We start from the raw sequence: 25,702 nt of genomic DNA on the forward strand, positions 1-25,702 counted from the left end.
ACTCCAGTCAGATCGGATTGACGGGGCGGCTTCGGCCGCCTCTTCTTCTTGTGCCAGGCGGGCCAAACTACGATTTCCGGCGCGCGTCAGCGCCTGAACTGTATCGTCACCCACCCTTCGCGCCAGATAGTGGCTACATGGGCGAAACGCTGCCCTGCATAGGCGGCTAAGACGGCCCGGCGCTGTTCGGCAAGAATGCCGGAAAGTACCAGAGATCCGCCAGGAGCAACGGCACGCGCAATGGCCGGTGCAAGGCCAATCAGCGGCCGGGCAAGAATGTTGGCGACCACCAGATCGAATGGCGCAGAATTGCGGATCACGGCGGAGCTCATTCCCGGCGCGGTGACCGTGCGCACAAGGGCGGCAACGCCGTTCAGCCGCGCATTGGCCGCCGCAACACGCGTTGCAACCGGATCGATGTCCGTGGCCAGTACAGGCTTTCGCAGAAGCTTGGCGGTGCCGATGGCCAGAACACCGCTGCCGGTACCCAGATCGAGAATGTGCCGTGGACACCGCTGCCGCGCGAGACGCGCGATCATCTCAAGGCAGCCTGCGGTGGTGCCGTGGTGGCCGGTTCCGAACGCGAGCCCGGCCTCGATCTCGATCGGGATCAGGCCGGGCCTGCGTTTGACGCGATCATGTGCGCCATGAACAAGAAAGGGACCGGCGGCGACCGGTTTCAACCCGGCCAGCGTGTGCGCGACCCAGTCGATTTCCGGCAGAACTTCGGAGCCGACCTGAAGCGCCTGCCCAAGGTCCCGGAGTATGTCTCGAAAGCGCCGCTCTATGCTCGTGTCGTCCGCCGGCGCATAGAGCGATATTTCGTGGATGGCCTTCGCCTCGTCCACCTCGAAAATCGACAGGGGCAAACCATCATCCTCGAACGCGGCGTCGAGGCGGGTGTATAGCGCCTCTGCCTCATTCCGCGGTCCCGATGCGAAATAGCGAACCTGGCGATGCGCGCCAGCGCCATCGGTGCTCACGATTTGGCCGCCAGACGCTTCAGTTTGGCGACAGCGTTTTCCGGGTTTTCGCCATAGGCGATCGTGCCCGCGAAGTCGCCGGAACTGTCTAGCAGCAGAACCGACGCTGTGTGGTCCATCGTGTAGCCGCCGCCCTCCAGCTCCACCTTCTTGAAGTAGATGCCAAACGACTTGGCCATCGCGAACACCTTCTCCGGCTCGCCGGTGATGCCGACAATGCGGTCCGAGACGTTGGAAACGTAGTCGCCGAGGATTTCGGGGGTGTCGCGTTCGGGATCCACGGAGACGAAGTAGGCATCGATATCCGCACCCTCGTCGCCAAGCTGCTTCAGCCAGCCATCGAGCTCGAACAGCGTTGTCGGACAAACCTCCGGACAGTGCGTGAAGCCGAAGAACAGTGCCGTCGGCTGGCCGCGAAACGCAGCCTGGGTGATTTCTTCGCCGCTATGATCGACGAGCGTAAAGGGTTCACCGAACGGGCCGCCGGCATATACACGCTGATACCACTGAAAAGTCATCAGCCCGACAGCGGCGGCCATGATCACCAGAATGCCGACCAGTATGAAACGCATCATTTGTGTTGGGTCCGGAAAAGAATCTGAAAGCAGTCAGAAACACCAGGCAAGCCCGGCTTGCGCATATGTCATGAAGATCGCCGCGCCTTTTTCCATCCAGGCAGAGAACGCAACGCCTGTCGCCGCCGCGAGCACGAGCGCGGACAGGGCAATGATTGCCGCCGGCTGGAGGGATCGGCCTGTCGGTGTCTTCATGATGTCTATATAGCGCCGCCGGCTTTCGCCAGAAAGGTGTCCAGGTGACGCGGCCTTGCCGAGCTGCGTTGCCATCCTTCCTCCCGCTGATCTATAGCCGTTGCAGCGGGGTCTCATAACGGGGAGTGGCGCAGTGGCGAACAAGGTTGCCGGATATTCGAAACTCCAGATCGCATTGCACTGGATCGTGGTTCTGCTGATCGTATTTCAGTTCCTTGCGCATGAGGGCATGGAGCGGAGCGTCGATGCCTTCGAGCGCGGGCAGTCTCCAGAGTCCGCGGCGCTCTATGGGGCCTATCTCCATGTCGCTGCCGGTTTGCTGGTTCTGGCCTGCGCGCTGGTGCGGCTCTGGCTGAGGTTCACACGCGGCGTTCCCGCGCTGCCGGAGGCGGAAGGGCCGCTGCTCAAACTTGCCGCCCACGCGACACATTTCCTGATCTATGCCCTGATCATTCTGATCCCGCTTTCGGGGGCGGCCGCGTGGCAGTTCGGCATCGCGGCGGCGGGCGAGGTGCATGAAACGCTCTTCAACGTTCTCATGTTGCTTGTCGCGATCCACATCGCGGGTGCGCTGTTCCAGCATTTCGTGCTGAAGAGCGACGTCGTCCGGCGCATGGTACGGCCCGAACGAGCGGGGTGAGCCATGGCCGCGGAGTGCCGACGGTGACGGAGGATCTGCGGTTCACCGACCCGCAGCCGCGCATTCATTCGACGGCGCAGCTCAAATCATGCCGGCTCGGACGTCATGTTGCGGTTGGCGAGCGTGTGGTGTTGCGCGAGGTCGACGTTGGCGACTATTCCTATTTCGAACGTCATGCGGAGGCCATCTACGCGACAATCGGCAAGTTCTGCTCCATAGCGGCCAATACCCGCATCAACGCGCTGGAACACCCGATCGAGCGGGTCACGCAACACAAGATCAGCTACCGGCCGAACGAGTATTTTCGCTATCTCGGTGTCGACAGCGAATTTCTGGAGCGGCGGCGCGGCAAGCACGTCACCATCGGACATGATGTATGGATCGGCCATGGCGCGGTGATCCTGCCCGGTGTCACGGTTGGCAATGGTGCCGTGGTCGGGGCGAATGCTGTCGTCAGCGCCGATGTTCCCGCCTATCGGATCGTTGCCGGCGCGCCGGCCCGCAGCCTGAAGCCGCGCTTTCCGTCGGAGATAGCAGCCCGGATCGAAGCGCTTGCCTGGTGGGATTGGCCGCGGGAACGCCTACACGAGGCAATTCCCGACATGCAGACGCTTTCCATTGAGGCGTTTCTCGACCGCTGGGAGGGCTGATACGACAATCCCCGTGAGGATTGATGCCGATCAATCCTGTCTGACGCGGCTGCGCTACCTTGATGGCGAAAGGAGACGTGTCATGAACGGTCTCATTCCAATCGGGATTTTCTTCGCCGGATTTTTCGGCGGTCTCGGCGTGTTCTTCGCTGGGATCGGCGTTCTGTGGTGGATTTCGCTGCAGGACCGCGAAATGAAACGGAAAGCCAACTCCTAGTCGGCGCGGGTTAGTAGCGGGAGGGCTGCATTTACCCCTTCCGGGTTAGCTGGGGGCGCGCCGGAAGGGGTGTTTGCAGTGCGGAGCCGGAGTGAGGTTGTCGCCTGCTCCGGCTTCGATAATGGATGGCAGGTGCGAACAAATACTAGCGTAGGGATTCACGCATAAGTTGCATTTCGACGTAGTTGCAGCATCAAGGTGTGCGCGGCTGCGTGAAATAGCCGACTGTGGTCAGCACTGCCGCAATCAGCCACAGGATCGGCCCCAGCAGATCGCTGCTGTACCCGGGCAAAAGAATGAAAATCACGAAGCCAATGTCGGTAACCGACACGGTGATGATGTTCAGCCAGTAGCCGAGGGTGCTGTTGCGCCAGTTGAAGGCTGCGCCGACAACTATCGAAAAGAGCGCGATGTAGCCAAGATTCCAGGCATTCTGATAGAGCTTTCCCTGCGCCATGCCGGTTCCCTCGCCGGCGGCGAGTTCGAAGCCAAGCCACGCTGCGTAAATATGGAGCAAGCCCCAGAGAACGTAGAAAACCGCTCCGGCGCGGTAGCTGTATTTGCCCATGTTCGCCTCTCGATACACTGTCGGTTGAAGTGTGTGAAAGGTCAATCGGTTCGCCCGATGAACCGGGGAAGGACCGGCGCGCGACTGGCGCAGCGCCGGCTTCGGTTGCTTCGTCAGGCTACGGTCCGGTAGCGCAGAAGGGCGATGCCGTCATTGAGCCGGACATTCTCGATCTGCTCCAGGCGGGTCTGCACGCCGTCCGGAAACAGGCGTATGCCTTTGCCAAGGATGGTCGGGTAGACCATCAGCGACAATTCGTCGATCAGGCCGGCGGCCAGCAGCGTATGGCAGACCGAGGCGCTGCCGAAGATCAGAATGTTGCCGTCGACCGACGCTTTGACCTTGCGGACCGAAGCCGGCAGGTCTTTGCCAAGCAGGGTGGTGTTGTTCCATTCCGGCGCCGAAATCGTGCTGGAGGCGAGAAATTTCGGCAGTGCGTTCATGCGCTCCGCATAAGGCGTGTCGACCAGCGGCCAGACGGCGGCGAAACCGTCATAGGTGCGGCGGCCGAAGATCATGGCGCCGGCGTCGAGAAGTTCGTCTTCCTTGAACTTGTCGCCTTCCGGTCCGCGCGAAAAAGGTCCCGTCCAGTCGCCGAGGCCGGTGTTTTCCATTCCGACCGGATCCTCGATCACGCCATCGAGGGACATGTACTGCGTTGCTATGATTTTTCCCGACATCTGAGTTCTCCTTCTGTTGAATGTCTGCCGGGACATTATTGTTTCATTTCGAATGTCATAGCTTCTTTCATGGCAAGTTATAATTGCATAAGCTGAAACAATGGATCGGTTGGGCGAACTCGAAAATCTGGTTGCTGTGGTCAATGCGGGGAGCCTGCGGCAGGCCGCTGCCCGGCTGCGCAAATCGCCGGCATCTGTGACGCGTGCGCTTGCCGATCTCGAGGCACGGCTGGGCGTGACGCTGGTCGACCGGACGACGCGGCGCATCGCGCCAACCGAGGCCGGCCTGCAACTGGCGGAAGAGGCCAGCGACATTCTGGAGCGCTACCGTCTTTTGTCGCGCGATGCGGATGCGCGTACCGTGCGCGGCCTTGTGCGGGTGACGGCGCCGCCGGTGTTCGGCCGGCTGCATATAGCGCCCGCGATCCGCACCTTCCTCGAGAAATGGCCCGAGGTTTCGGCGGAAATCCTGCTCAACGACCGGTATCTGGATTTCATCGAACACCAGCTCGACGTGGCGGTGCGTATCGGATCTCTGCCGGATTCGGGCCTGCGAGCACGGCGTGCGGGAACCGTGCAATGGCTGACCGTCGCCAGCCCCGACTATCTGGTGCGCCAGGGCGAACCACGCCACCCTGCTGAGCTCTCCAGCCTGCCGACCATTGTAGAATCCTGGGCGAGCGGCCCGCCGAACTGGCGGTTTCCGATCGAGGGCAGGGAGCAGCCTGTGCGGCTCGAACCGCGGCTTATCGCCAACGATATCGATATTCAGCTCGACGCAGCGCGTGCCGGGCGCGGAATTGCACGGGTGCTATCCTATCAGGCGGCAGCGGATCTGGCGGCTGGCACGCTGGTGCGCGTGCTTGAGCGCTACGAACCGCAGGGCATCCCGGTCCATGTCGTGATGGCCGGCGGGCGGCATGTGCAGGGCAAGACGCGCGCACTCGCCGACCACCTCTACAATGTGCTGCGCGAGCGTTTGGCTGGGTGAACCCGGAGCTTTGAAGCCGGGCTTCTCTCACACCCCCTTCACAAACCCGTCCAGCACCTTTTTCTGGCCGGCCTTGTCGAAGTCTATGGTGAGCTTGTTGCCGTCGATGGCAGCGATGTTGCCATTACCGAATTTCTGGTGGAACACTCGGTCGCCGACAGTGAAGGCCGACGGCGTGTCGGAGACGGATTTCGCGACCAGCTCGCCTTCGATGGTGCGGCTTTTCACCGAGCCGCGCCCGGCGCCATAGCCTGAATCCACCTCACCATAGCCTATGCGCTCCACCGCGTGGCCGGAGCGCGAGCCCCAGTTGCGGTCCGTCGCTTCGGTACGGTTTTGCTGCGCGCGCTGCCAACCCGGCGTGGCGTAAGTGTTGGAGAAGGTTGACGGCTGCTCGTCGAAGCGCGATGCGCCATACGGGTTGCGGCGGCCGAAGCTGCCGCCTCCCTGCGAGGCGTAGCCGCCATAGGAGGCGCTTTCGTCTGCCACCTCGACATGCTTTTCCGGCAGCTCGTCCATGAAACGGGAAGGGATGGTCGACTGCCAAAGGCCGTGAATGCGGCGGTTTGAGGCGAACCAGATGTGCAGATTGCGCTTGGCGCGGGTGAGCCCGACATAGGCGAGGCGACGTTCCTCCTCGAGGCCAGAGCGGCCGCCTTCGTCCAGCGCGCGCTGATGCGGGAACAGCCCTTCCTCCCAGCCGGGCAGGAAAACGGTGCCAAACTCCAGCCCCTTGGCGGAATGCAGCGTCATGATGGAGATGGCGTCCATCTCCTCGTTCTGCTCCGCGTCCATGACCAGCGCGACATGCTCCAGGAAGCCGCGCAGCGACTCATACTCCTCCATTGAGCGGATGAGCTCCTTGAGGTTGTCGAGCCGGCCGGGCGCTTCCGGACTGCGGTCGTTCTTCCACATGTCGGTGTAGCCGCTCTCTTCGAGAATGATCTCTGCGAGCTCAGTGTGCGGTGTGGTGTCAAGCAGGCCCTGCCAGCGGGCGAAATTTGCTGCAACTTCGCGTAGCGCAGCGCGGGGCTTCGGTTTGAGTTCGTCGCTTTCGGCGAGACGCGCGGCGGCCTCCAGCATCGGCACGCCCAGGGCGCGCGAGGCATCATGCACCTGGCGGATGGTCGCTTCGCCTAGTCCGCGCTTCGGCGTGTTCACGATACGCTCGAAGGCAAGGTCGTCGGCGCCCTGCGCGACCACGCGGAAATAGGCCATCGCATCGCGAATCTCCATGCGCTCGTAGAAGCGCGGGCCACCGATGACGCGGTAGTTCAGCCCAAGGGTGACAAAGCGGTCTTCGAATTCGCGCATCTGGAAGGACGCGCGCACGAGGATGGCCATGTCGTTGAGGTTTTCGCCGCGGCGCTGCGCAGCCTCGATCTCCTCGCCGACCGCGCGGGCTTCCTCTTCGGAATCCCACGAGGCATGCACCTTGACCAGCGCGTCGTCGGGGTCGGCAGCGTCGGTGAACAGCGTCTTGCCGAGCCGGCCTTCATTGTGAGCGATGAGGTGCGAAGCCGCACCGAGAATATGTGCCGTGGAGCGGTAGTTGCGTTCCAGCCTGATGACGGTGGCGCCCGGAAAGTCCTTTTCGAAGCGCAGGATGTTGTCCACCTCGGCACCGCGCCAGCCATAGATCGACTGGTCGTCATCGCCGACGCAGCAAATATTTATTTGCTGCTTTTTGTTTTCGCTCACGCTGTCGCCGCTTCGCGGCTCGCTCCGCGAGGGCGCGCCATCGGGCGCGACGGCCGCTTGGCCTTGCGGACCTGCGGTCCGAAGTGCGCTCCCCGTTGAGCTTGGCCGCTGAGCGATCAGCCGCAGCCACAGATACTGGGCGGTGTTGGTGTCCTGATACTCGTCGACGAGGATGTATTTGAACCGGCGATGGTAGTCGGCGAGCACGTCATGGTGTTCGCGAAAGATGCGGATCGGATGCAGCAGAAGGTCGCCGAAATCGACCGCGTTCAGTGTCGCCAGCCGGTCCTGATAGGCCTGGTAGAGCTCGCGGCCCCGGCCGTTCATGGACGCGCGGGCGTCGCCTTCGGGAATATCCTTCGGCCCGTAGCCGCGGTTCTTCCAGCCATCGACGATTTGCGCGAACTGGCGCGCCGGCCAGCGCTTGTCGTCCAGTCCCTCGGCCTGGATGATCTGCTTCATCAGGCGGATCTGGTCGTCGGTGTCGAGGATGGTGAAGCCGGATTTGAGGCCGGCAAGCTCGGCATGGCGGCGCAATATCTTGACGCCGATCGAGTGGAAGGTGCCGAGCCAGGGCATGCCTTCGACCTGCTCGCCGACGAGAACGCCGATGCGCGCCTTCATCTCGCGCGCGGCCTTGTTGGTAAAGGTGACGGCGAGGATCTGCGAGGGCCATGCACGGCCGGTCGCCAGAATGTGTGCGATGCGGGTGGTGAGTACGCGGGTCTTGCCGGTGCCCGCGCCTGCCAGCACCAGAACCGGGCCCTCGGTCGTCTCCACCGCCTGCCGCTGCTCGGGGTTCAGCCCTTCGAGATAGGACGGTGTGGCGGGCCTTTGTCTTGCGGCCATCGCGCGCGCGGCAATGCCGCCGCCGGGCGCGGGCGCTGAGCCTTCCCGGTCCAGGGGGAAAGGCGACTGATCGTAATCGCTGGACATTGCCCTGAATGTAGCGATTCGGCTCCGAAAAACCAGCAGCGGGGCCGGCAAGATGTCAGGAGTGCGCAGGAATAACGTCCGGCTTCTTGAATATAGTTTGATAGCAAACTATATGGTATGACATCAAACTATATGGAGTCTGAACGATGACCAACAGACGGAAATTCCTGGCGCTTGTCGGCGGCGGAGCTGTGCTGGCAGCCGGCGGCGCCGGTTCATGGGCAATGACGCGCGACCCGGCGCAGGCGCGATTGCCCTGGGAGCAGGCGGGTGAGACGGAAGACGATCCGCGTCGCAAGGCGCTTTCCTACGCTATTCTGGCGCCCAACCCGCACAACCGGCAGCCCTGGCTCGCGGATCTTTCGGTGCCGGACGAGATCACGCTTTATTGCCAGCAGGATAGGCGCCTGCCGCACACCGACCCTTATGACCGGCAGATCACGGTGGGGCTCGGCTGCTTTCTCGAACTGTTCTCGCAGGCCGCTGCGCAGGATGGCTGGCGCGCGGACATCGAATTTTTCCCCGAAGGCGAACCGCAGCCCCGGCTCGACGGACGGCCGGTCGCCCGCGTTCGGTTTGCCGCACAAAGCAATGCGCAGCCTGATCCGCTTTTCGGTCATGTTCTTCAGCGCCGCTCAAACAAGGAGGCGTTTGACAGCTCCCGTGCCGTCGACACCGGCTTGCTCGGCGAAATCGCAAGCGCTGCGCGAACCAGCCGTATCGCATTCACGAACGAACGAGCGGAAGTTGAGGCTCTCCGGGCGAAAGCCTGGGCGGCGATGGACGTCGAGCTCCGCACCTATCGCACCGCCAAGGAGAGCGTCGATCTGCTGCGGATCGGCAAGGCAGAAATCGAGGCCAATCCCGACGGTATCGATCTGGCCGGCCCGCTGATGGAGGCATTGTCGGTCACAGGTCTGCTTGACCGAGAAGCGATGCTTGACGTGAATTCAACCGTGTTCCGGCAGCAGGCGGAGGCGCTGAAACCGTCCTTCGACACTGCGATGGCGTTCATGTGGCTGGCGACGCCCGGCAACAGCCGCGCGGATCAGATCCGCGCGGGCCGCGACTATGTTCGGCTCAATCTCGCGGCAACCGGGCTCGGCGTCGACATGCATCCGATGAGCCAGGCGCTGCAGGAATATCCCGAAATGCAGCCGCATTTCGATGGCATGCGCGCAGCAACGGGGATGGCGCCCGGCGAGACGCTGCAAATGTTCGTCCGGCTCGGCTATGGTCCGAGACTCGCGGCCAGTCCGCGGTGGCCGTACGAGACCAGGATCAGGACCGCATGAGCGAAGACAATGGCAGGCAGGGCGAGCTGATGTTCGGTTTCTTCAACGAAATCGGCATCATCGCCCAGCTTTCCGGCAACGCCTTCGAAAAGGTGATGACCGGCGGCATGACACTGTCGCAGTTTTCGGTACTGAACCATCTGGCGCGGCTCGGCGGCGACCGCACGCCGCTTCAGATCGCGCGCGCCATGCAGGTGACCAAGGGCACAATGACCAATACGCTCGGCCATCTCGAGCGCGCAGGGCATATTTTCGTGCGTCCCGACGAGCGGGACGGTCGCTCGAAACGCGTGGACATCACGCCGTTAGGTCTCGCAGCCCGCAATACGGCTATTGCCGCGCTGATGCCGGAGCTCGGCTGGCTGGCCGAGCGGATTTCGCTTGAGGATATGGCGGCGGCGATGCCGCTTCTGGAGCAGGTGCGCAAGATCCTCGACGAGCGGCGGAACTGACACCGGCCTTCAGTGTTCGCCGGCGCACTGATCGTGATCGGCAAGCGCACTCAGCACATGGCATTCGCCAATCGTATCTCCATGACAGGCCGAGATACGGGCGAGTTCTTTTTCCAGCTTGCGAAGTCGCGCGATGCGCTCTCTCACGTTTTTCAGATGCGATTTGGCGATACGGTCGGCATCCGCGCACGGACGCTCGGGATGCGCGCCGAGTTCGATCAATTCGCGGATGGCTTCAATGCCCAGGCCAAGATCGCGGGCGTGGCGAATAAAGGCGAGGCGTTCGAGATCGGCACCGCCATAACGGCGCTGATTGCCCTCCGTGCGACCGGGCTCATCGATCAGGCCGGCCAGCTCATACCAGCGGATGGTGGGAACCTTGACCCCGGTGCGGCGCGAAAGCTGGCCTATCGTGAGCATCACGAAAAAACCTCTTGAACCTCTAGTCGCTAGAGGAATTAGAGTGCCCGCAGTTTGAATTCAAGAGGCAGAGCAATGAGCGCATCCTGCGGACATGACCACCATTTCGACGGCGTGTCGGACGACTACAAGCGGCGGCTGTGGGCGGTGATCGCCATCAACGCGGCGATGTTCGGCGTCGAGATGACGGCGGGCCAGCTATCCGGCTCGCAGGCGCTGAAGGCCGACGCGCTGGACTTCTTTGCCGATGCTGCAACCTATTTCATTTCGCTGATGGTGATCGGCCAGGCTGTGCGGGTGCGCACCACCGCTGCCTTCGCCAAAGGGCTCAGCCTGTTCGGCATGGGGCTGTGGGTAGCGGGCAGCACGCTGTACCAGGTGCTGGTGCTCGGCGTGCCCGAACATCAGGTGATGGGCGTGGTCGGCTTCCTGGCATTGATTGCCAACGTCGCCAGCGTGCTCATCCTGGTGCGCTACAAGGACGGCGACGCCAATGTGCGCTCGGTCTGGCTGTGTTCGCGCAACGACGCCATCGGCAATGTGGCGGTGATGATCGCGGCCGCCGGCGTGTGGTTCACCGCGACTGCCTGGCCGGATCTGATCGTGGCCGGCGTGATGTCGGGTCTGTTCCTTTCATCCTCCGTGCAGATATTGCGGCAGTCCATGCGCGAATGGCGGCAAGGCGGTGAAGCGCATGATCACGGGCATCAGCACGGGTGAGGCGATCACGCCGCTTTGACTGGACCGACCGACGCGGCTCGCTGACAAATTGCCGACAGGGCAGGGCTGCCGCTCGGAGGAAATCGCATGCAGGGCATAAAGCAACCGTCGATCACGCAGGCGATGGTCGATGCCTATGACGAATACACGCATCTGACGCTCGACCGCAGGGGCTTCATGGAGAAGCTGACGAAACTTGCCGGCTCGGGCGCTGCCGCCGCTGCCATCATGCCGTTACTTGCGGCCAATCAGGCACAGGCGGCAATGGTGGAGCCGGGCGATGCGCGGCTTCAAACCGGCGAAGCCAGCTGGTCAGGCGCTGGTGGCGAAATGCGCGGCTATCTGGCAATGCCGGCCGAGCGCACTGGTCCGTTGCCGGCGGTGATTGTGATCCACGAGAATCGCGGCCTCAATCCGCATATCCGGGATGTCGCGCGCCGCATGGCGCTGGAAGGGTTCGTGGCGCTGGCGCCTGATTTTCTGTCACCGCTCGGCGGAACGCCTGACGATGAAAACAAGACGCGAGAGATGATCGGCCAGCTCGACGGCGCGCAGCGCATCGCCAATTTGGTGGCAACGGTTGCGTTTTTGAGCGGGCACGAGGCCGCCAACGGCAATGTCGGCGCGGTCGGTTTCTGCTGGGGTGGCGGGGCGGTGAACGATCTCGCCGTCAACGCGCCCGATCTTGATGCCGGCGTTGCCTATTACGGACGCCAGGCGCCGGCCAACGCAGTAAGCAGTATCGAGGCCCCTTTGATGCTTCATTATGCGGGGCTCGACGAGCGCATCAATGCCGGCATCGACGCATATCGCGAGGCACTTGCCGCGGCGGGCAAGGAATTCACCATCCATGTCTATGAAGGCGTCAATCACGCCTTCAACAATGACACCTCGGAAGCGCGCTACAACAAAGAGGCAGCCGACCTGGCCTGGGGCCGGACGGTCGCCTTCTTCAAGGAGAAGCTTGCCTAGGCGCTTCGGCGTTTGATGCCGATAGAGTGGCCGGCGCGTTCGGGCCGCGGCAGCGATTTATGCGTCCCGTACATCGTTTCCACCCGCTCGAGGATGTCGGGCGGGAAGGGGGCGGCCTTCGGACCCGACATGTCGATATGCAGCGTGAGGGTTTCGGCCGTTGCCGCCAGCCACCCGTCAATGTGATACAGCTCCTGGAAGATGTGCAGCCGCTTGGCGTCGTAATCGAGCAGATGAAACCTGCCGCAAACACGATGCTCCAGATGCAGTTCACGCAAATAGCAGATGTGGAACTCGGCAGTGTAAGTGGTGTGTCGCCTCTTCTTCGCGTAATTCGGTCCCATGCCCAGCAATTCGAATGCGTCGTCAACGGACCGATCGAAGAGCACGCTGTAGTAAGCCATGTTGAGATGGCCGTTATAGTCGATCCAGTCGGGCTGGATGCCCATTTCGGAGGTGATAAGGGGGGCGTCAGTCAGATTCATCGCGCAACGGTTCCTTTGTCCTCGCGCCAAAGATCGCGTTTTGACGGTTGCAAAACAAGCGGCTACGAAATTCCGTACCAGAGATATTGACGCGGCAGGTTCTGGGCCGCGAGGGAGACGCGCCATGGCGCTTGATGGCATCGAGAAAATGAAACGTAACGAGACCGGTATCGAAGCGGTGCTCGGCATATTACGCCAGCGCTACGGCGAGCGCTTCCAGACCGGGCAGGCGATCCGCGAGCAGCACGGCCACACGACGACCTATATACCGGGTCAGGCGCCGGACGGCGTTTTGTTCGCCGAAGCAGCCGAGGACGTGCAGGAGGCCGTTCGCATCTGCTCCGACCACAATGTGCCAGTGATCCCTTTTGGTACCGGCAGTTCGCTGGAGGGTCATGTGAATGCGCCCGGCGGCGGCGTATCGGTCGACCTGTCGCGGATGAACAGGATACTTGCCGTGCACGCCGAAGACCTCGACTGCACCGTCGAGGCCGGCGTCACTCGGACCCAGCTCAACGACTATCTGCGCGACACCGGGCTGTTTTTCCCGATCGACCCGGGCGCGGATGCCAGCCTCGGCGGCATGGCCTCGACCCGTGCATCGGGCACGAATGCGGTACGCTACGGCACAATGCGCGACAATGTGATGTCGGTGAGCGCTGTGATGCCCGACGGGCGGCTGATCACGACCGCAAAACGGGCGCGCAAATCGTCTGCCGGTTACGATCTCACACGGCTTCTCGTCGGGTCGGAAGGCACACTCGGCATCATAACGTCGCTGACGCTCAAGCTGCATGGCATTCCGCAGGCGGTCTCCGGCGGCGTGTGCCCGTTCCCGACGGTAGAGGCAGCCTGCAATGCGGTCATCATGACGATCCAGATGGGCATACCGGTGGCGCGGATCGAGCTCATTAACGGGCTCGGCATGAAAGGGATCAACGCCTATTCCAAGCTGGACTATCCGGAAGGGCCGTGCCTGTTTCTGGAATTCCACGGCTCGGATGCGGGCGTCGCGGAGCAGGCGCAGATGTTCGCGGAGATAGCAGACGAATTCGGCGGTGGACCGTTCAACTGGACCAGCGTGGCCGAAGAACGCACAAAGCTCTGGAAGGCAAGGCACGACGCATACTGGTCGGGACTGGCCATGCGGCCGGGCGCAAAAGCGCTGTCGACGGATGTCTGCGTGCCGATTTCGCGTCTCGCCGACTGCATTGTGGAAACCGAGGCCGATATCGACGAGATGAAACTCATCGCGCCGATTGTCGGCCATGCCGGCGACGGCAATTTCCACGTCATGGTGCTGGTGGATATCGACGATGCCGACGAGGTGACACGTACGGAGGAATTTGTGGCGCGGCTCAACATGCGCGCCATAGCCATGGACGGCACTTGCACCGGCGAACACGGCATCGGGCAGGGCAAGATGCAGTTTCTGACCCATGAGCTTGGGCCAGCTGTCGACTACATGCGCGCCGTGAAACAGGCGCTCGACCCCAAGGGCATCATGAACCCCGGCAAGATTTTTTCGATGAAGGGGTGATGCCCGCGCATATGCGCTTCGCCCGGCCGGCACGAGGTGCGGGGAGGGAGGAAGGCGCTTTGAAACCCCGTTGCGCCGCCGGACGCCCCACCACTGGGGCGCTACATTGCGCACTTGCACACGCGCGATCCATTCAAGCGGGGCCTGCCGCGGCCGATTGCCACTTTATCGACAGAGTGATGCGGGTAAAGTGAGCCGGTCTACAGGCAATCCCGGCTGAAAGCGGAGAATTCACCTGGCCCGGCTTTTCGTCATCATCGGCGGCCTGATCGTCCTGGCGCTGACCGCAGTGCTGGTCGTGCCCTATTTTGTCGACTGGACGAGCTACAAAGCCGAATTCGAGCGCGAGGCGAGCCGCATTCTCGGCCGCGAGGTCGTCGTGCGCGGCGATGCGCGGGCGCGGCTTCTGCCGCTGCCCTCCGTCAGTTTCACCGACGTCGAAGTTGCCGGCCGGGAACCCGGCCAACCGGCGATTACCGTTGAAACCTTTTCCATGGACGCCGAGCTGGCGCCGTTCCTGCGCGGCGAGCTGCTGATTTTCGACATGCGCATCGAGCGGCCGAAAGCGCGGATCGCGATCGACGAGAACGGTACGGTAGACTGGGCGCTGCGGCCCTCGACACCATTCGACGCCAGGCAAGTGACGCTTGAAAAGGTCACGATCATCGAAGGCCGCATCGACGTCGACCATTCGGCCAGCGGACGCACGCATGAGCTGACCGAGGTCAATGCCGACATTTCGGCGCGCACGCTCGCCGGGCCCTGGCGCATGACGGGTTCCATGCGTGTTGACGGGTCGCTGACGGCGCTCTCGGTCTCGACCGGTGCACTAGAACAGGAAAGCGGCACGATGCGGCTGCGCGTGCGGGCCGAACCCGAGCGATACGGTTTCGGGCTGGAAACGGACGGCCATGCCGGGTTGCGCGAAGGCGTGTTCGGTTATGACGGCACTTTCAAACTTGAGGCGCGTAAGGCGGAGCGGTTGCGCGGCGCCGATGGTGCGACGTTTGAGCTCAGCGACGGCGGTGATCAAGGGAGCGTGCCGCCTGCCTATCGCGTGTCGGGCAGCTTCGGCCTCAACCACGAGAAGATCGAGGTCGGTGCGTTCAGGTTCGAGACCGGGCCGCTCGCCGATCCCTACGTCGCCAACGGCAGCGCGGCGATTACGCTCGGGACCGAGCCGCGCTTCGATATCTCGGCCGATGGGGCGCAGCTGCGTTTCGAGGATGTGAAAGATGCCGCCGAAGGCTCGCTCGCGCTGTCGACCAGGCTTGCGGCTTTCAAGGAGGTGATGTTCGATCTGCCGAAGCCCGAAATTCCCGGCAAGATCGAAGTGAAATTGCCGGCCATCGTTGCCGGCGACACGACCGTGCGCAATGTTTCGCTGTCGGCGGAACCGGTGGAGAAGGGCTGGGCGATCGCATCGGCTTCCGCAACGCTGCCGGGCCGGGCGACACTGGAAGGCAGCGGCTTCCTCAACGCAACGTTCGGCGAGTTCGGATTTTCAGGCCAGCTGCTGCTGGCGGTCGGGCAGCCTTCAGGATTTGCGGCCTGGCTCTCGAAGGACGTGGATGAGGCGATCCGCAGGCTGCCGGCAGCCGGGTTCGAGGCGAATGTCGAACTGACAGAGGAGCGGCAGGTTTTTCAGGATCTGGAACTGCGGCTGGGCGATGCCGGGTTCAGCGGCCGGGTCGTCAACGAGCAGCCGGCCGACAGGCGACCGTCGATGCTCGTGGAGCTGAGTGGCGGCAGGCTAGATGTCGAAGGTCTGGCAGCGTTTGCGTCGCTGTTCGTGAACGATAGCGGTGCGGCGCGGCTTGCCGACCATGACCTCGATTTCAAGATCAAGGCAGGACCGGTCACGGTGGCCGGAATCACTGCAGAAGGTGCGGACACGGCGTTGCGGCTGCGTGACGGGCGGCTGGAGATCGACCGACTGGCACTTGCCGGCGTTGAAGGCGTTTCGATCAGTGCGACCGGCTCGGTCGACGATGTTGGCGGGTCTCCGACCGGTAAACTGGGCGCTTCGGTTATCGCCGGCGATCTGGCACCGCTGATCCTGGCCGCCTCGGAGCGGTTTCCTGAAAACACGCTGCTGGCGGCACTCAGCGACCGCGCGGCAGCGTTCCCGGGCATATACAGCGATGCCAATCTCGACCTGGACGTGCAGCTCGCGAAAGCCGGCGACCGCCAGCGGCTTGCCTTCAATATCAGGAACGGCGCACTTGGCGGCAGCACTATCGATCTCGGGCTGACGGCGACCGGGTCGATTGCCGACCCGTATTCCGCCTCGGCCGATCTGTTCCTGACCGCAAGCAACGAGGAGCCCGGCGCAATTTATGCGCTTTACGGCATTCCGGCGCTGCCCTTCGGGTTTGCGGGAGCACTTGGAACCGAACTCGAAGTCGCCGGCGTTCTCGATGAGGGCGCTGCGGCAAGGTTCCGGGCGGCAGGAGAAGGGATTACCGCCACATTCGAGGGTACGGTGCGTGCGGACGCGGCCGGGTTCGAGCTGAGCGGCGACGGCAAGCTCGATGCCGAAGACCTGGAACCCTACCTGATGACCGCGGGCGTTACGCTGCCCGGCATGGGGCTTGGCGTGCCGGCCGCGCTATCGGCCAATCTCGACCTCGCCGACGGCGTTCTGATCGCCTCCGGCCTGGCCGGTTCGATTGGCGGCAACGAACTTGCGGGCGATATCAACGCCACTGTGCGCGACGGCCTGCCACATCTTACGGGCGCGCTGAGACTTCAGGCATTCGATGCCGGGCTGGCAATCGCTTCAGTGCTCGGGGAGGCGTCGATGGACATGGAGGCCGGCGGCGTGTGGCCACGTATTCCGTTCGAGCCCGCGGCCCGCCCGCCGTTCACGGCCGAGCTGGAACTCGATGCCGCGACGCTGCTTCTGAACGGGGTGGAGACGGCGCGGGACGCCAAAATGTCGGCCAGGATCAACCGGGAAGGCGCAAGACTATCCAACGCAACCGCCGCGTATCACGGCGGCACAATCGGCGGCTTGTTCGAACTGAGCAACAACAACGGTTCGGGACTGTTTTCCGGCCAGCTCAAGATCGCCAACGCGCCGGCGTCCGAACTGCTGCCGGGCACCGGTATCGATGGCAAAGCCGACCTCTCCGCAAGCCTCACCGCCAACGGCAAATCGGTCGAAGGCATGATGGCATCGCTTTCGGGCTCCGGCACGGCAATCGTGCGCGACATCGTCATTCCCGGGCTTTCGCCCGATGCGCTGCAGCCGATCCTGGCGGCGGCGGATGCTGCCGGCACCGATATCGACAATGAACGCACGGCGGCATTTGCGCCGGAGTTCATTCGCAGCGGCTCGTTTGCGGCTGGCGAAACGGAGTTCGCCATTACGATTGCGGGAGGCGTTCTGCGTGCACCGCCGGTGATGCTTGAACGGGCGGAAGCGGCGCTCAGCGTCGAGGCGCGGGCCGATCTGGGCTCGGGCACAGTGGGCGCGTCCGGCGAGCTGATCTACGATGCCGGCGCGGAGGCGGTGGTGGGCGCGGAACCCGGCGTGCGCTTCGAGGCGCAGGGCCAGCCCGGTGCGATAGAGGTCAGGCTCGACACCGGGCCATTGGCACAGTTTCTCACCCAGCGCGCCCTTGAGCGCGAGCAGGCCCGCGTTGAAGCCATGCAGGCACTGCTTCTTGAACGCCAGCGGCTGCGGCGCGAGGTGCGTTATTACGCCTCGCTACAACTTGAGCGCGACCGCCTGGCCGAGGAACAACGCCGTGCTGACGAACAGGCGCGCGCCGCCGATAAAGCGCGCAAGGCCGCCGAAGAAGCCGAGGCACGCCGCCAGGCGGAGGAGGCCGCGCGGCTGAAAGCGGAAGAGGAGGCGCGTCGCGAAGCCGAACTGGAAACACGGCTGCGTGCAAACGAAGCCGTGGACGAAGGGTCGGACGTTCAGCGCCAGCCGTTGCCGCCGCCCAGCCGCAGCAACCTCACTCTCGATGGCCTTTTGCGGGCGATCGAGGAGTGATCGCGCATCGGGGCTACCTCATGCGTTGAATCAAGTCGCTGTCAGTTTGATTCCCGTGCGTTGCCCAAGCTGCTGAAATCAGACGAACTTTGCCCGGCACCGGTAACGATGTCAGCTGACGCGCCGGCCTTCAATTCTGCGAGCACGAACAGCCGAAGTGCAGAAGAAAGGTTGGTTTCGGACGAACGACCGGCATCCACCTGGGCAATGAGCGCTGCAAGCGAGAGACCGCGGGCTGCCGCGAGTGCGCTGAGTTCGACCTGAAACTCATCTTCGACCGAGTAGCTCGTGCGGTGGCCGCCAATCGAAACCGACCGTTTGCGGACCACGGTCAATCCGTGCCGTCCTGTTCGTCGAGGCGATGCGCCTCATGCAGCCTTGCCTGACGCTCCTCATCTGCTTTCCGCAATTTGCGTACCGAAGCCGCCTGCCCAAAGAGGGCGCGGTTTTCATCGGACCGCATAGCCCGGTCCTCACGTTTGCGCTGCTTGCGGAACTGACGGAGATTGACGACCTCTGCCATGCGCGGGGCCTATTTCTTGCGGAACGAATCCAGCGAGACAACTTCGGCTCCCTTGCCGGCGGGCTCCGGGTCGGGTTCGGCGTCCTTCTTGCTTTTCGTTTTTTTCGCCGCCGGTGCCTTCTCGTCCTCGGTCTCAGTCTCCTGTGCCTTGTCCTTCGCGGGCTTTGCGGCCGGCAGGCTCTGCACGGATTCGTTTGCGGCGTCGGCTTCCGGTTTCACGTCGAATTCCAGCTCGAAGCTGACCGACGGATCGTAGAAGCCGCGCACGGCGGAGAAGGGGATTTCGAGCTTCTCTGACACATCCGAGAAGGAAAGACCGATCTCGAAGCCGGTGTCGGAGACTTTCAGGTCCCAGTACTGGTACTGGATCACGATCGTCATCTGGTCGGGGTACCGCTCGCGCAGGCGCGAAGAGATGCGTACGCCCGGGGCGTCGGTGACGAAGGTGATGAAGAAATGATGGTTGCCGGGCAGCCCGGTCCGGGCCACTTCCGCAAGCACTTTGCGCATGACGCCGCGCAGCGCTTCCTGCGCCAGAATGTCGTATCTAATATGATCGTCTGCCATTTGTGCCAGCGGTTCCTCGACTCGCGACATCAGGTTTAGACCAAGTTCCGCCCGCAGTGAAACAGTTCTGTGCCCGAATGTGGCGGGTGTGGCCCGAAACAGGCAGCGCGGAGCAGTGGCGCGTTGCACCGGGATCTTTCGCGAAGCCTGAATATGGAAGTGGAGGCTTCTGTTGCCAGGTGCCTCCGGACCCCGCCTGCAGGGGCTAACCCACAGGACTTAATTCGAGACTATCGCGCCGCATTAAGCAGCGAGACGTGCCTCAGCATAGTTGTCGTTTGCAACTACAAGATAGCCCGATAACGGTGGTACAATGCCGGGCAAAAGTCCGATCTTTACACCCTCGTCGATCCTATTTCGCCCCCATCAACAGCCGCCGTGGCCGGCGGTTCTTGGTGGAGGCGCCGGGTACCGCCCCCGGGTCCGAATGGTTTATTACATCGGCAGTTTATCGCCATAGTCGGCCGAAACCGACAGGCCGAATATAGTGCCTGAATGGCCGTATTGAAAGGGCTTCGTCGTCAACGATTGACCTTACAATCCCTGTGGGCGACCATTTCGCATTGCTGCGGAAATGGGGGGCGTCCATGACCGACTATCTGGCAGACGTGCGCAAATACGACGCGCTTGCGGATCCCGAAACTGTAGGCCGGATCGTGAAATATCTCGGCGTCGCGCTGCACAACCGCGATTCCTCGCTCGTCGCTTGCTCCGATGTTTCGGAGCGCGAGCGCGTGCGCGAGAAATGGTGCGAAAAGAAACTCGGCTATATGGACGCGGACCGTGCCGACAGCGCAATCGACCTGGTGTGCCAGACAATGGCGCGCGACAACTCGAAGAGCCGGGTGACGTTTTATTACCTGGTTGCCAAGCATCTGGGCAAACTCGGCGATATCTGATCCGGTCATACGGGCCGCACCTGGCGCAAAGCGCCATTATCCACGGTTGGCGGCACGCGCATTGATGCGCGATGGGGCCAGCGGCGTTATGCTTGGCGCCGAGACGAATCGGCAGACCCATGCGACATCCCGAACAGCAATATCTCGACCTAATGCAGGACCTGCTGGAAAATGGCGACCGGCGGGTCGACCGTACCGGCGTCGGAACGCTGTCGCTGCTCGGTGCTATGGCGCGTTTCGACATCAGCACCGGCCAGGTGCCGATCCTGACCACCAAACGCGTCTACTGGAAGACCGCGGTGAAGGAGATGCTCTGGTTTCTGACCGGCGGCACCAACATCCGGCCGCTGCTTGAAAACAATGTGCGCATCTGGAGCGACTGGCCGCTCGCCAAATACCGCCGCGAGACCGGAGAGGCGATCGGCCAGGCCGATTTCGAACAGCGTGTCATCGATGATGCCGAATTCGCCGCGCGCTGGGGTGAGCTCGGCCCCGTTTACGGCAAGCAGTGGCGGCGCTGGATCGGCGCTGACGGCCGCGAATACGACCAGATCGCCGAAGTCATCGAACTGCTGAGAACCAACCCGACCAGCCGGCGCATTCTGTTCCACGGCTGGAACGTCGCCGAGCTTGGCCAGATGGCGCTGCCGCCCTGCCACATGGTGTATCAGTTCCATGTCGCCGACGGGCGGCTGTCCTGCCTGATGTTTCAGCGGTCGGCCGACATTCTGCTCGGCGTGCCGTTCAATTTCGCCGGCGCGGTGGCGCTGCAGATGATGATTGCGCAGCAGGCCGGGCTGCAACCGGGCTCGTTTGTGTGGATGGGTGGCGATGTTCATCTCTACCTGAACCATCAGGACCAGGCGCGCGAGCAGCTTTCGCGGCAGCCGAGGCCGCTGCCGACCATGCGGCTGACGCGCAAGGCCGCCAGCATCGACGACTACCGGATCGAGGATTTCGAGGTCGCCGGTTACGAACCGCATGCGGCCATCCAGGCCGACGTTGCCGTGTGAACCCGCTCGCGAAGACTGGGCATTGGATTACGGGAGGGTCGAATTGACCGGAACGCTGATTGTGGCTGCCGCAATTGCCGCCAGCGAGGCGAGTGGAGGAGCGATGGCGCGGCGGCTGGTCCATTCCGTTCCCTTGCCGGAAAAGGATACCGACATCCTCCCGCTCGGCCGGTCTGAGCCGTGACGGTCCGTATCATCGTCGCGATTGCCGAGAATGGGGTGATCGGCGTCAATAACGACATGCCGTGGCGGCTTTCGACCGATCTCAAGCGCTTCAAGGCGCTGACCACGGGGAAACCCGTGGTGATGGGGCGCAAGACATGGGAGAGCTTTCCGAAGCGGCCGCTGCCGAACCGGCGCAACCTGGTGGTTACGCGCAATCCGGCCTATGCAGCGCCGGGCGCGGAGCTGTTTGCCTCGCTCGACGACGCGTTGGACGCAGCTGCGGGTGACGATATCTGGGTCCTCGGCGGTGGTGAGATTTATGCTCAGGCGCTGCCGAAGACCGACGAACTGCATGTGACACATGTTCGCGCCGAGCTGTCCGGCGATACCGTGTTCCCCAAGATCGATCCCGCAATCTGGACCAAGGTGAGCGAAGAGGCCGTTCCAGCCGGCGAGCGGGATGACTACGCGACGTGCTATACGGTTTACGAACGCAGGCCGTCCGTGCCATGACGGCGCCGGAATTCGTCCGACACGCGCCGAAAAACGATGCCTGCCGATATGGCGGCGCGTTGAAAGCGCGATGACCGGTACCTATAACGAACAAAATCGATGAGTTCCGGCCGCAGGGCTGGACAAAGCGAAGAGGACATTCATGCCCTGGAGCAATCAGACCGGCGGCGGCCCCTGGGGCGGCGGAGGCGGAAACAACGGCAGCGGCGGTGGCGGCGGTGGCGGACCCTGGGGCCCGGGCTCCGGCGGACGCGGCCCGCAAGGCAATCCGCCAGATCTTGAGGACATCATCCGGCGCGGCCAGGACCGGCTTCGGCAGGCGCTGCCGGGCGGCGGACGGGCGAGCCCCGCGCTATTCGGCATCATTGCCGTCATCCTGATCGCGGTATGGGCTTTCCAGGCCGTCTACACGGTGCAGCCCGACGAACTGGCGGTTGAACTGCGGTTCGGCAAACCGAAAGACCAGATTTCCGAACCAGGCCTGCATTTCCACTGGTGGCCGGTCGAAACCGTCGAAAAGGCGAGTGTCGCCGAGAAGCTGATCGACATAGGCGAGGTCCGCGGTAACACATCGTCCGGGCTGATGCTGTCGGGCGACCAGAACATCGTCGACGTGAAGTTCTCTGTCGCTTACCAGGTGGCTGACCCGAACGCCTACCTTTTCATCGTCGCCAGTCCTGACGAAATGGTTCGACAGGTGGCTGAAAGCGCCGTGCGCGAAGTGGTTGGCCGCCGTCCTGCGCAGGACATCTTCCGCGACGACCGTCAGGGCATTGCCGAAGAGGTGCGTGATATCGTTCAGGGCACGCTCGACGAATACGGCACCGGGCTCGCGGTCAACGCCATCTCGATCGAGGATGCCGCACCGCCGCGCGAAGTGGCCGACGCGTTCGACGAGGTGCAGCGCGCGGAGCAGGACGAAGACCGTTTCGTGGAAGAATCCAACCAGTATTCGAACCAGCAGCTCGGTCAGGCACGCGGTGAAGCCGCGCAGATCCGCGAAGAAGCGGCAGCCTACAAGAACCGGGTCGTTCTGGAGGCTCAGGGTGAGGCGCAACGCTTTATCTCGGTCTATGACGAATACGCCAAGGCTCCCGACGTCACCCGCCGCCGCCTGTTTCTTGAAACGATGGAAAACGTTCTGAAAGGCTCCAACAAGGTGATTGTTGACGAAAACGGCGGATCGGGCGTGATCCCGTATCTGCCGCTGCCTGAACTCAACCAGCGGCAGGGCAGCACCAACCGCACCCTGGGAGGCAACTGATGAGCAACCGGCTTCCAATTATCGCGGTAATTGCCGCCATCCTTCTCTTCATCGGCTATTCGTCGATCTTCGTGGTCAACGAACGCGAGCAGGCGATCGTTCTGCGCTTCGGCGAGATCGTCGATGTGAAAGAAGAACCCGGCCTCTACTTCAAGCTGCCATTCGGCTTCCTTGAGGCCGACAATGTGCAGATTCTCGAAGACCGGGTGCTGCGTTTCGACCTCGACGACATCCGCGTGCAGGTCTCGGGCGGCAAGTTCTATGAGGTTGACGCCTTTGTCGCCTATCGTATCTCCGACCCGCGCCGTTTCCGGCAGACGGTTTCAGGCAGCGTGCCGCTCGCAGAGCAGCGCCTGCGCACCCGTCTCGATGCGGCCCTGCGCCGCGTCTACGGTCTGCGCGGCTTCGAGGCAGCGTTGTCGGAAGAGCGCTCTTCGATGATGCGGGAAGTGCGGGACCAGCTGCGCCCCGACGCCAACTCTCTTGGCCTGGATATCGCCGATGTGCGTATCCGGCGCACCGACCTGACGCAGGAGGTCTCGCAGCAGACCTATGACCGCATGAAGGCGGAGCGCCTTGCCGAAGCCGAAAGGCTGAGGGCGCGCGGCCGGGAAGCCGCACAGCGCATCCGTGCGCGGGCCGACCGCGAAGTGGTCGAGATCATCGCCGACGCGCAGCGCGAATCGGAGATCCTGCGCGGTGAGGGCGAAGGTGAGCGCAATGCCATCTTTGCCGATGCCTTCTCGCGCGACCCGGAGTTCTTCGACTTCTACCGGTCGATGGCGGCCTACACACAGGCGCTCGATCCGGAAGGAACGACCATGCTTCTGTCGCCGACTTCCGACTTCTTCCGCTTCTTCGGTTCGCAGTCGGGCGTACCCGCGCCGGCGGCCGGCGCAGGTATCGCCACCGGCGCCACTGAATAGCGCGACCGGCGCCGCGTGACGGATTTTCTCGCAGCGCTAGGCCTCGTGCTGGTTCTGGAAGGAATCATCTATGGCGGCATGCCGTCGCTGGCCAAACGGCTGGCGGCGGATGTGCTCAGGGTACCCGAAAGTACGCTGCGCGCAGGCGGGCTGATCGCGATCGCAGCCGGCGTCGGCATCGTGTGGCTGGTGCGCGGATAACGGATGATTTATCGGTGCCGGCTGTGCAAGGCCGCAAACCGGCCCTATTCGTTGCGAATATGGCAAGCGGCCGATCGGGACCACGGGAGCGCATCCAATGCTGTCCAGCCTTCTCAAGGGACATTTGAACAGGCTAATCGTACCGGCGGCAGCTGCCGCGTTTCTGGCGGTAGCGCCTGTTGCGCATGCGCAGGAGGCGGTGCGGCCCTACGGTCCAGCATCCGTCGCCGACCTTGCCGAGGGGCTGCTTTCCGCCGTCGTCAACATCTCGACCTCGCAGAACGTGGACGGCGGGCGGCCGAACGTGCCGCCGCCGCAGGTTCCCGAAGGCTCGCCGTTCCAGGATTTCTTCGACGATTTCTTCAATGACCGCGGCGGCCCGGCGCCCGGTCCGCGGCGGGTTAATTCGCTCGGCTCCGGATTTGTGGTTGACGCCGATGAAGGCATCATCATCACCAACAATCACGTGATTGCGGACGCGGATGAAATCGAGGTGAATTTCTCCGATGGCGCGACGCTGAAAGCCGAACTCATCGGCCGCGATGCCGAAATCGACCTTGCGGTTCTGAAGGTGGACCCGGCGGCTCACAAGCTGACGGCGGTCCCGTTCGGCGATTCCGACGCGATCCGAATCGGCGATTGGGTAATGGCAATCGGCAATCCGTTCGGCCTTGGCGGTTCGGTGACGGTCGGTATCGTGTCGGCCCGCGACCGCAACATCAATTCCGGCCGCTACGATGATTTCATTCAAACCGATGCCGCGATCAACCGCGGCAATTCCGGCGGGCCGCTGTTCAACATGAATGGCGAGGTGATCGGCATCAACACCGCCATCATATCGCCGTCGGGAGGCTCGATCGGCATCGGTTTTGCCATTCCCTCCGAACTGGCCGTGGGTGTCATCGATCAGCTGCGGCAGTTCGGCGAGACGCGGCGCGGATGGCTCGGCGTGCGCATTCAGCCGGTCTCGGCGGATGTGGCGGAAAGCCTGGGGCTGGACCGCGCGCGGGGCGTCCTGATTGCAGGCGTCGTCAAGGGGGGGCCGGTCGATGACGGGTCCATTCAGCCCGGTGACGTGATCCTGAAATTCAATGGCAGAAATGTCGACGAGGTTCGCGATCTGCGGCGTGTTGTTGCCGACACTGCGGTCGGTTCCGAGGCCGAACTGGTTATCCTGCGCAAAGGCGAGGAGATAACCGTCACGGTAAAACTGGGGCGGCTGGAAGAAAGCGTCGATGTCGCTTCGTCGGAGCATGAAGGCGAGGGCGAGGCCGGCGAACTTGCGACGGCATCGGTTCTCGGCATGACGATCGCGGAGCTCAATGACGACACGCGGGCCCAGTTCGAAATATCAGACGGCGTCAACGGCGTGGTCATCGTCGAAGTGGCCCCCAATTCGGCGGCTGGCGACAAGGGAATCGTGGCCGGCGACGTCATCACCGAGATCGCGCAGGAATCGGTATCGACGCCTCAGGAGGTTCTCGACAGAATCGGTGCTCTCAAGGGGCAGGGGCGCAGAAACGCCCTGCTGATGCTCTCCTCGCGCAACGGCGATCTGCGCTTTGAAACTGTACGCATGAACTGAGTCCGGTTTTCCGGACAACC

At 63.0% G+C, this 25,702-nt stretch carries 29 protein-coding genes and 1 other RNA gene; 18 read left to right on the top strand and 12 right to left on the bottom strand.

The genetic code is table 11. From position 1 onward, the window contains the following. Positions 1–86 precede the first annotated feature (86 nt). From EP165_RS12160 to EP165_RS12170, 3 genes are read right to left on the bottom strand one after another with little or no spacing between them, the layout of a single operon-like run. A complete protein-coding gene (locus EP165_RS12160; protein WP_127522906.1) occupies positions 87–983 on the bottom strand; it encodes a 50S ribosomal protein L11 methyltransferase in 897 nt (298 codons plus the stop codon). Then, a complete protein-coding gene (locus EP165_RS12165) occupies positions 980–1,558 on the bottom strand; it encodes an SCO family protein (RefSeq protein WP_127522907.1) in 579 nt (192 codons plus the stop codon). Before EP165_RS12165 ends, EP165_RS12160 begins: the two co-directional genes overlap by 4 nt. Positions 1,559–1,591: 33 nt before the next feature. After that, positions 1,592–1,828, bottom strand: a complete 237-nt coding sequence (locus EP165_RS12170; RefSeq protein WP_127522908.1) for a hypothetical protein — start codon at positions 1,826–1,828, stop codon at positions 1,592–1,594. 58 nt (positions 1,829–1,886) lie between these two features. Between EP165_RS12170 and EP165_RS12175 the strand changes: the two genes are divergently transcribed. The 3 genes from EP165_RS12175 to EP165_RS20750 all read left to right on the top strand — a co-directional run bounded on the left by EP165_RS12175 (position 1,887) and on the right by EP165_RS20750 (position 3,260). Continuing rightward, positions 1,887–2,393 (top strand): cytochrome b, encoded by a 507-nt coding sequence (locus EP165_RS12175; protein WP_164743023.1) that lies wholly within the window; start codon positions 1,887–1,889, stop codon positions 2,391–2,393. A gap of 23 nt (positions 2,394–2,416) precedes the next feature. Further along, positions 2,417–3,043: a DapH/DapD/GlmU-related protein gene (locus EP165_RS12180; RefSeq protein ID WP_127522911.1), complete on the top strand. Its 627-nt coding sequence runs from the start codon at positions 2,417–2,419 to the stop codon at positions 3,041–3,043. Between the two features lie 82 nt (positions 3,044–3,125). Then, entirely contained in the window at positions 3,126–3,260 is a 135-nt protein-coding gene (locus EP165_RS20750) for a hypothetical protein (protein ID WP_281040005.1), read from the top strand. A 193-nt stretch (positions 3,261–3,453) separates the two neighbouring features. Here EP165_RS20750 and EP165_RS12185 read toward each other — a convergent pair whose 3' ends face one another. Continuing rightward, the gene (locus EP165_RS12185) at positions 3,454–3,828 is read right to left on the bottom strand and encodes a hypothetical protein (RefSeq protein ID WP_127522913.1); all 375 of its coding nucleotides are present in this window, start codon (positions 3,826–3,828) and stop codon (positions 3,454–3,456) included. Positions 3,829–3,941: 113 nt separating this feature from the next. Continuing rightward, positions 3,942–4,508, bottom strand: coding sequence for a dihydrofolate reductase family protein (locus tag EP165_RS12190; RefSeq protein ID WP_164743024.1), 567 nt, complete (start codon positions 4,506–4,508; stop codon positions 3,942–3,944). Between the two features lie 100 nt (positions 4,509–4,608). On the opposite strand from EP165_RS12190, the gene EP165_RS12195 reads away from it, so the two are divergent. Then, positions 4,609–5,499 carry a LysR family transcriptional regulator gene (locus EP165_RS12195; protein WP_127522918.1) on the top strand — a complete coding sequence of 297 codons (891 nt, stop codon included), beginning with the start codon at positions 4,609–4,611 and terminating at the stop codon, positions 5,497–5,499. A gap of 27 nt (positions 5,500–5,526) precedes the next feature. On the opposite strand, the gene EP165_RS12200 is transcribed toward EP165_RS12195, so the two are convergent. After that, the gene (locus tag EP165_RS12200; RefSeq protein WP_127522921.1) at positions 5,527–8,136 is read right to left on the bottom strand and encodes an ATP-dependent helicase; all 2,610 of its coding nucleotides are present in this window, start codon (positions 8,134–8,136) and stop codon (positions 5,527–5,529) included. Between the two features lie 146 nt (positions 8,137–8,282). Here EP165_RS12200 and EP165_RS12205 point away from each other — a divergent pair, with 146 nt between their 5' ends. Together EP165_RS12205 and EP165_RS12210 are read left to right on the top strand one after the other, a co-directional pair. Then, the gene (locus EP165_RS12205) at positions 8,283–9,431 is read left to right on the top strand and encodes an Acg family FMN-binding oxidoreductase (RefSeq protein WP_127522924.1); all 1,149 of its coding nucleotides are present in this window, start codon (positions 8,283–8,285) and stop codon (positions 9,429–9,431) included. After that, positions 9,428–9,883 (top strand): MarR family winged helix-turn-helix transcriptional regulator, encoded by a 456-nt coding sequence (locus EP165_RS12210; RefSeq protein ID WP_206075908.1) that lies wholly within the window; start codon positions 9,428–9,430, stop codon positions 9,881–9,883. Before EP165_RS12205 ends, EP165_RS12210 begins: the two co-directional genes overlap by 4 nt. A gap of 9 nt (positions 9,884–9,892) precedes the next feature. Here the strand turns inward: EP165_RS12210 and EP165_RS12215 are convergent, their stop codons facing one another. Next, on the bottom strand, positions 9,893–10,303 hold the full coding sequence (locus EP165_RS12215) for a MerR family transcriptional regulator (protein ID WP_127523517.1): 411 nt from the start codon (positions 10,301–10,303) through the stop codon (positions 9,893–9,895). 75 nt (positions 10,304–10,378) lie between these two features. Here EP165_RS12215 and EP165_RS12220 point away from each other — a divergent pair, with 75 nt between their 5' ends. Further along, the gene (locus EP165_RS12220) at positions 10,379–11,023 is read left to right on the top strand and encodes a cation efflux transmembrane domain-containing protein (RefSeq protein WP_127522926.1); all 645 of its coding nucleotides are present in this window, start codon (positions 10,379–10,381) and stop codon (positions 11,021–11,023) included. Between the two features lie 96 nt (positions 11,024–11,119). Continuing rightward, the gene (locus EP165_RS12225; protein ID WP_127523518.1) at positions 11,120–11,995 is read left to right on the top strand and encodes a dienelactone hydrolase family protein; all 876 of its coding nucleotides are present in this window, start codon (positions 11,120–11,122) and stop codon (positions 11,993–11,995) included. Here EP165_RS12225 and EP165_RS12230 read toward each other — a convergent pair. Further along, positions 11,992–12,480, bottom strand: a complete 489-nt coding sequence (locus EP165_RS12230) for a thioesterase family protein (RefSeq protein ID WP_127522929.1) — start codon at positions 12,478–12,480, stop codon at positions 11,992–11,994. The two genes, EP165_RS12225 and EP165_RS12230, sit on opposite strands and share 4 nt — an antisense overlap. A 124-nt stretch (positions 12,481–12,604) precedes the next feature. On the opposite strand from EP165_RS12230, the gene EP165_RS12235 reads away from it, so the two are divergent. Both EP165_RS12235 and EP165_RS12240 read left to right on the top strand, forming a co-directional pair. Then, complete coding sequence (locus tag EP165_RS12235) at positions 12,605–14,020, top strand: FAD-binding oxidoreductase (protein ID WP_127522932.1); 1,416 nt, start codon at positions 12,605–12,607, stop codon at positions 14,018–14,020. A 235-nt stretch (positions 14,021–14,255) separates the two neighbouring features. After that, positions 14,256–18,026, top strand: a complete 3,771-nt coding sequence (locus EP165_RS12240; RefSeq protein WP_127522935.1) for an AsmA family protein — start codon at positions 14,256–14,258, stop codon at positions 18,024–18,026. A 41-nt stretch (positions 18,027–18,067) separates the two neighbouring features. Here EP165_RS12240 and EP165_RS12245 read toward each other — a convergent pair whose 3' ends face one another. From EP165_RS12245 to ssrA, 4 genes are all read right to left on the bottom strand, one after another. After that, positions 18,068–18,355, bottom strand: a complete 288-nt coding sequence (locus EP165_RS12245) for a ribbon-helix-helix domain-containing protein (protein WP_206075916.1) — start codon at positions 18,353–18,355, stop codon at positions 18,068–18,070. 2 nt (positions 18,356–18,357) lie between these two features. Next, positions 18,358–18,549: a DUF4169 family protein gene (locus EP165_RS12250; protein WP_127522940.1), complete on the bottom strand. Its 192-nt coding sequence runs from the start codon at positions 18,547–18,549 to the stop codon at positions 18,358–18,360. Positions 18,550–18,558: 9 nt separating this feature from the next. Next, positions 18,559–19,116, bottom strand: coding sequence for an SspB family protein (locus EP165_RS12255; RefSeq protein ID WP_127522943.1), 558 nt, complete (start codon positions 19,114–19,116; stop codon positions 18,559–18,561). A 158-nt stretch (positions 19,117–19,274) separates the two neighbouring features. Then, positions 19,275–19,630: a transfer-messenger RNA gene (gene ssrA, locus EP165_RS12260) on the bottom strand. Positions 19,631–19,703: 73 nt separating this feature from the next. On the opposite strand from ssrA, the gene EP165_RS12265 reads away from it, so the two are divergent. The 8 genes from EP165_RS12265 (at position 19,704) to EP165_RS12295 (ending at position 25,682) form a co-directional block, all read left to right on the top strand. Continuing rightward, on the top strand, positions 19,704–20,015 hold the full coding sequence (locus EP165_RS12265; protein ID WP_127522946.1) for a DUF2853 family protein: 312 nt from the start codon (positions 19,704–19,706) through the stop codon (positions 20,013–20,015). Between the two features lie 119 nt (positions 20,016–20,134). Continuing rightward, positions 20,135–21,028 carry a thymidylate synthase gene (locus EP165_RS12270; protein ID WP_127522948.1) on the top strand — a complete coding sequence of 298 codons (894 nt, stop codon included), beginning with the start codon at positions 20,135–20,137 and terminating at the stop codon, positions 21,026–21,028. Positions 21,029–21,071: 43 nt separating this feature from the next. Beyond that, positions 21,072–21,212 carry a hypothetical protein gene (locus EP165_RS20390; protein WP_164743025.1) on the top strand — a complete coding sequence of 47 codons (141 nt, stop codon included), beginning with the start codon at positions 21,072–21,074 and terminating at the stop codon, positions 21,210–21,212. Then, positions 21,209–21,706, top strand: a complete 498-nt coding sequence (locus EP165_RS12275; RefSeq protein WP_127522951.1) for a dihydrofolate reductase — start codon at positions 21,209–21,211, stop codon at positions 21,704–21,706. The genes EP165_RS20390 and EP165_RS12275 overlap by 4 nt, the downstream gene beginning before the upstream one ends. A 142-nt stretch (positions 21,707–21,848) precedes the next feature. Then, entirely contained in the window at positions 21,849–22,970 is a 1,122-nt protein-coding gene (hflK, locus tag EP165_RS12280) for an FtsH protease activity modulator HflK (protein WP_127522954.1), read from the top strand. After that, positions 22,970–23,896 carry a protease modulator HflC gene (gene hflC, locus EP165_RS12285; RefSeq protein ID WP_127522958.1) on the top strand — a complete coding sequence of 309 codons (927 nt, stop codon included), beginning with the start codon at positions 22,970–22,972 and terminating at the stop codon, positions 23,894–23,896. The genes hflK and hflC overlap by 1 nt, the downstream gene beginning before the upstream one ends. A 15-nt stretch (positions 23,897–23,911) precedes the next feature. Next, entirely contained in the window at positions 23,912–24,097 is a 186-nt protein-coding gene (locus EP165_RS12290) for a DUF2065 domain-containing protein (protein WP_127522961.1), read from the top strand. 97 nt (positions 24,098–24,194) lie between these two features. Next, positions 24,195–25,682, top strand: coding sequence for a Do family serine endopeptidase (locus EP165_RS12295; protein ID WP_127522962.1), 1,488 nt, complete (start codon positions 24,195–24,197; stop codon positions 25,680–25,682). The last annotated feature ends 20 nt before the right edge of the window (positions 25,683–25,702 follow it).

Source organism: Mesorhizobium sp. Z1-4 (genome assembly GCF_004000235.1).
GTDB lineage: Bacteria > Pseudomonadota > Alphaproteobacteria > Rhizobiales > Rhizobiaceae > RCIO01.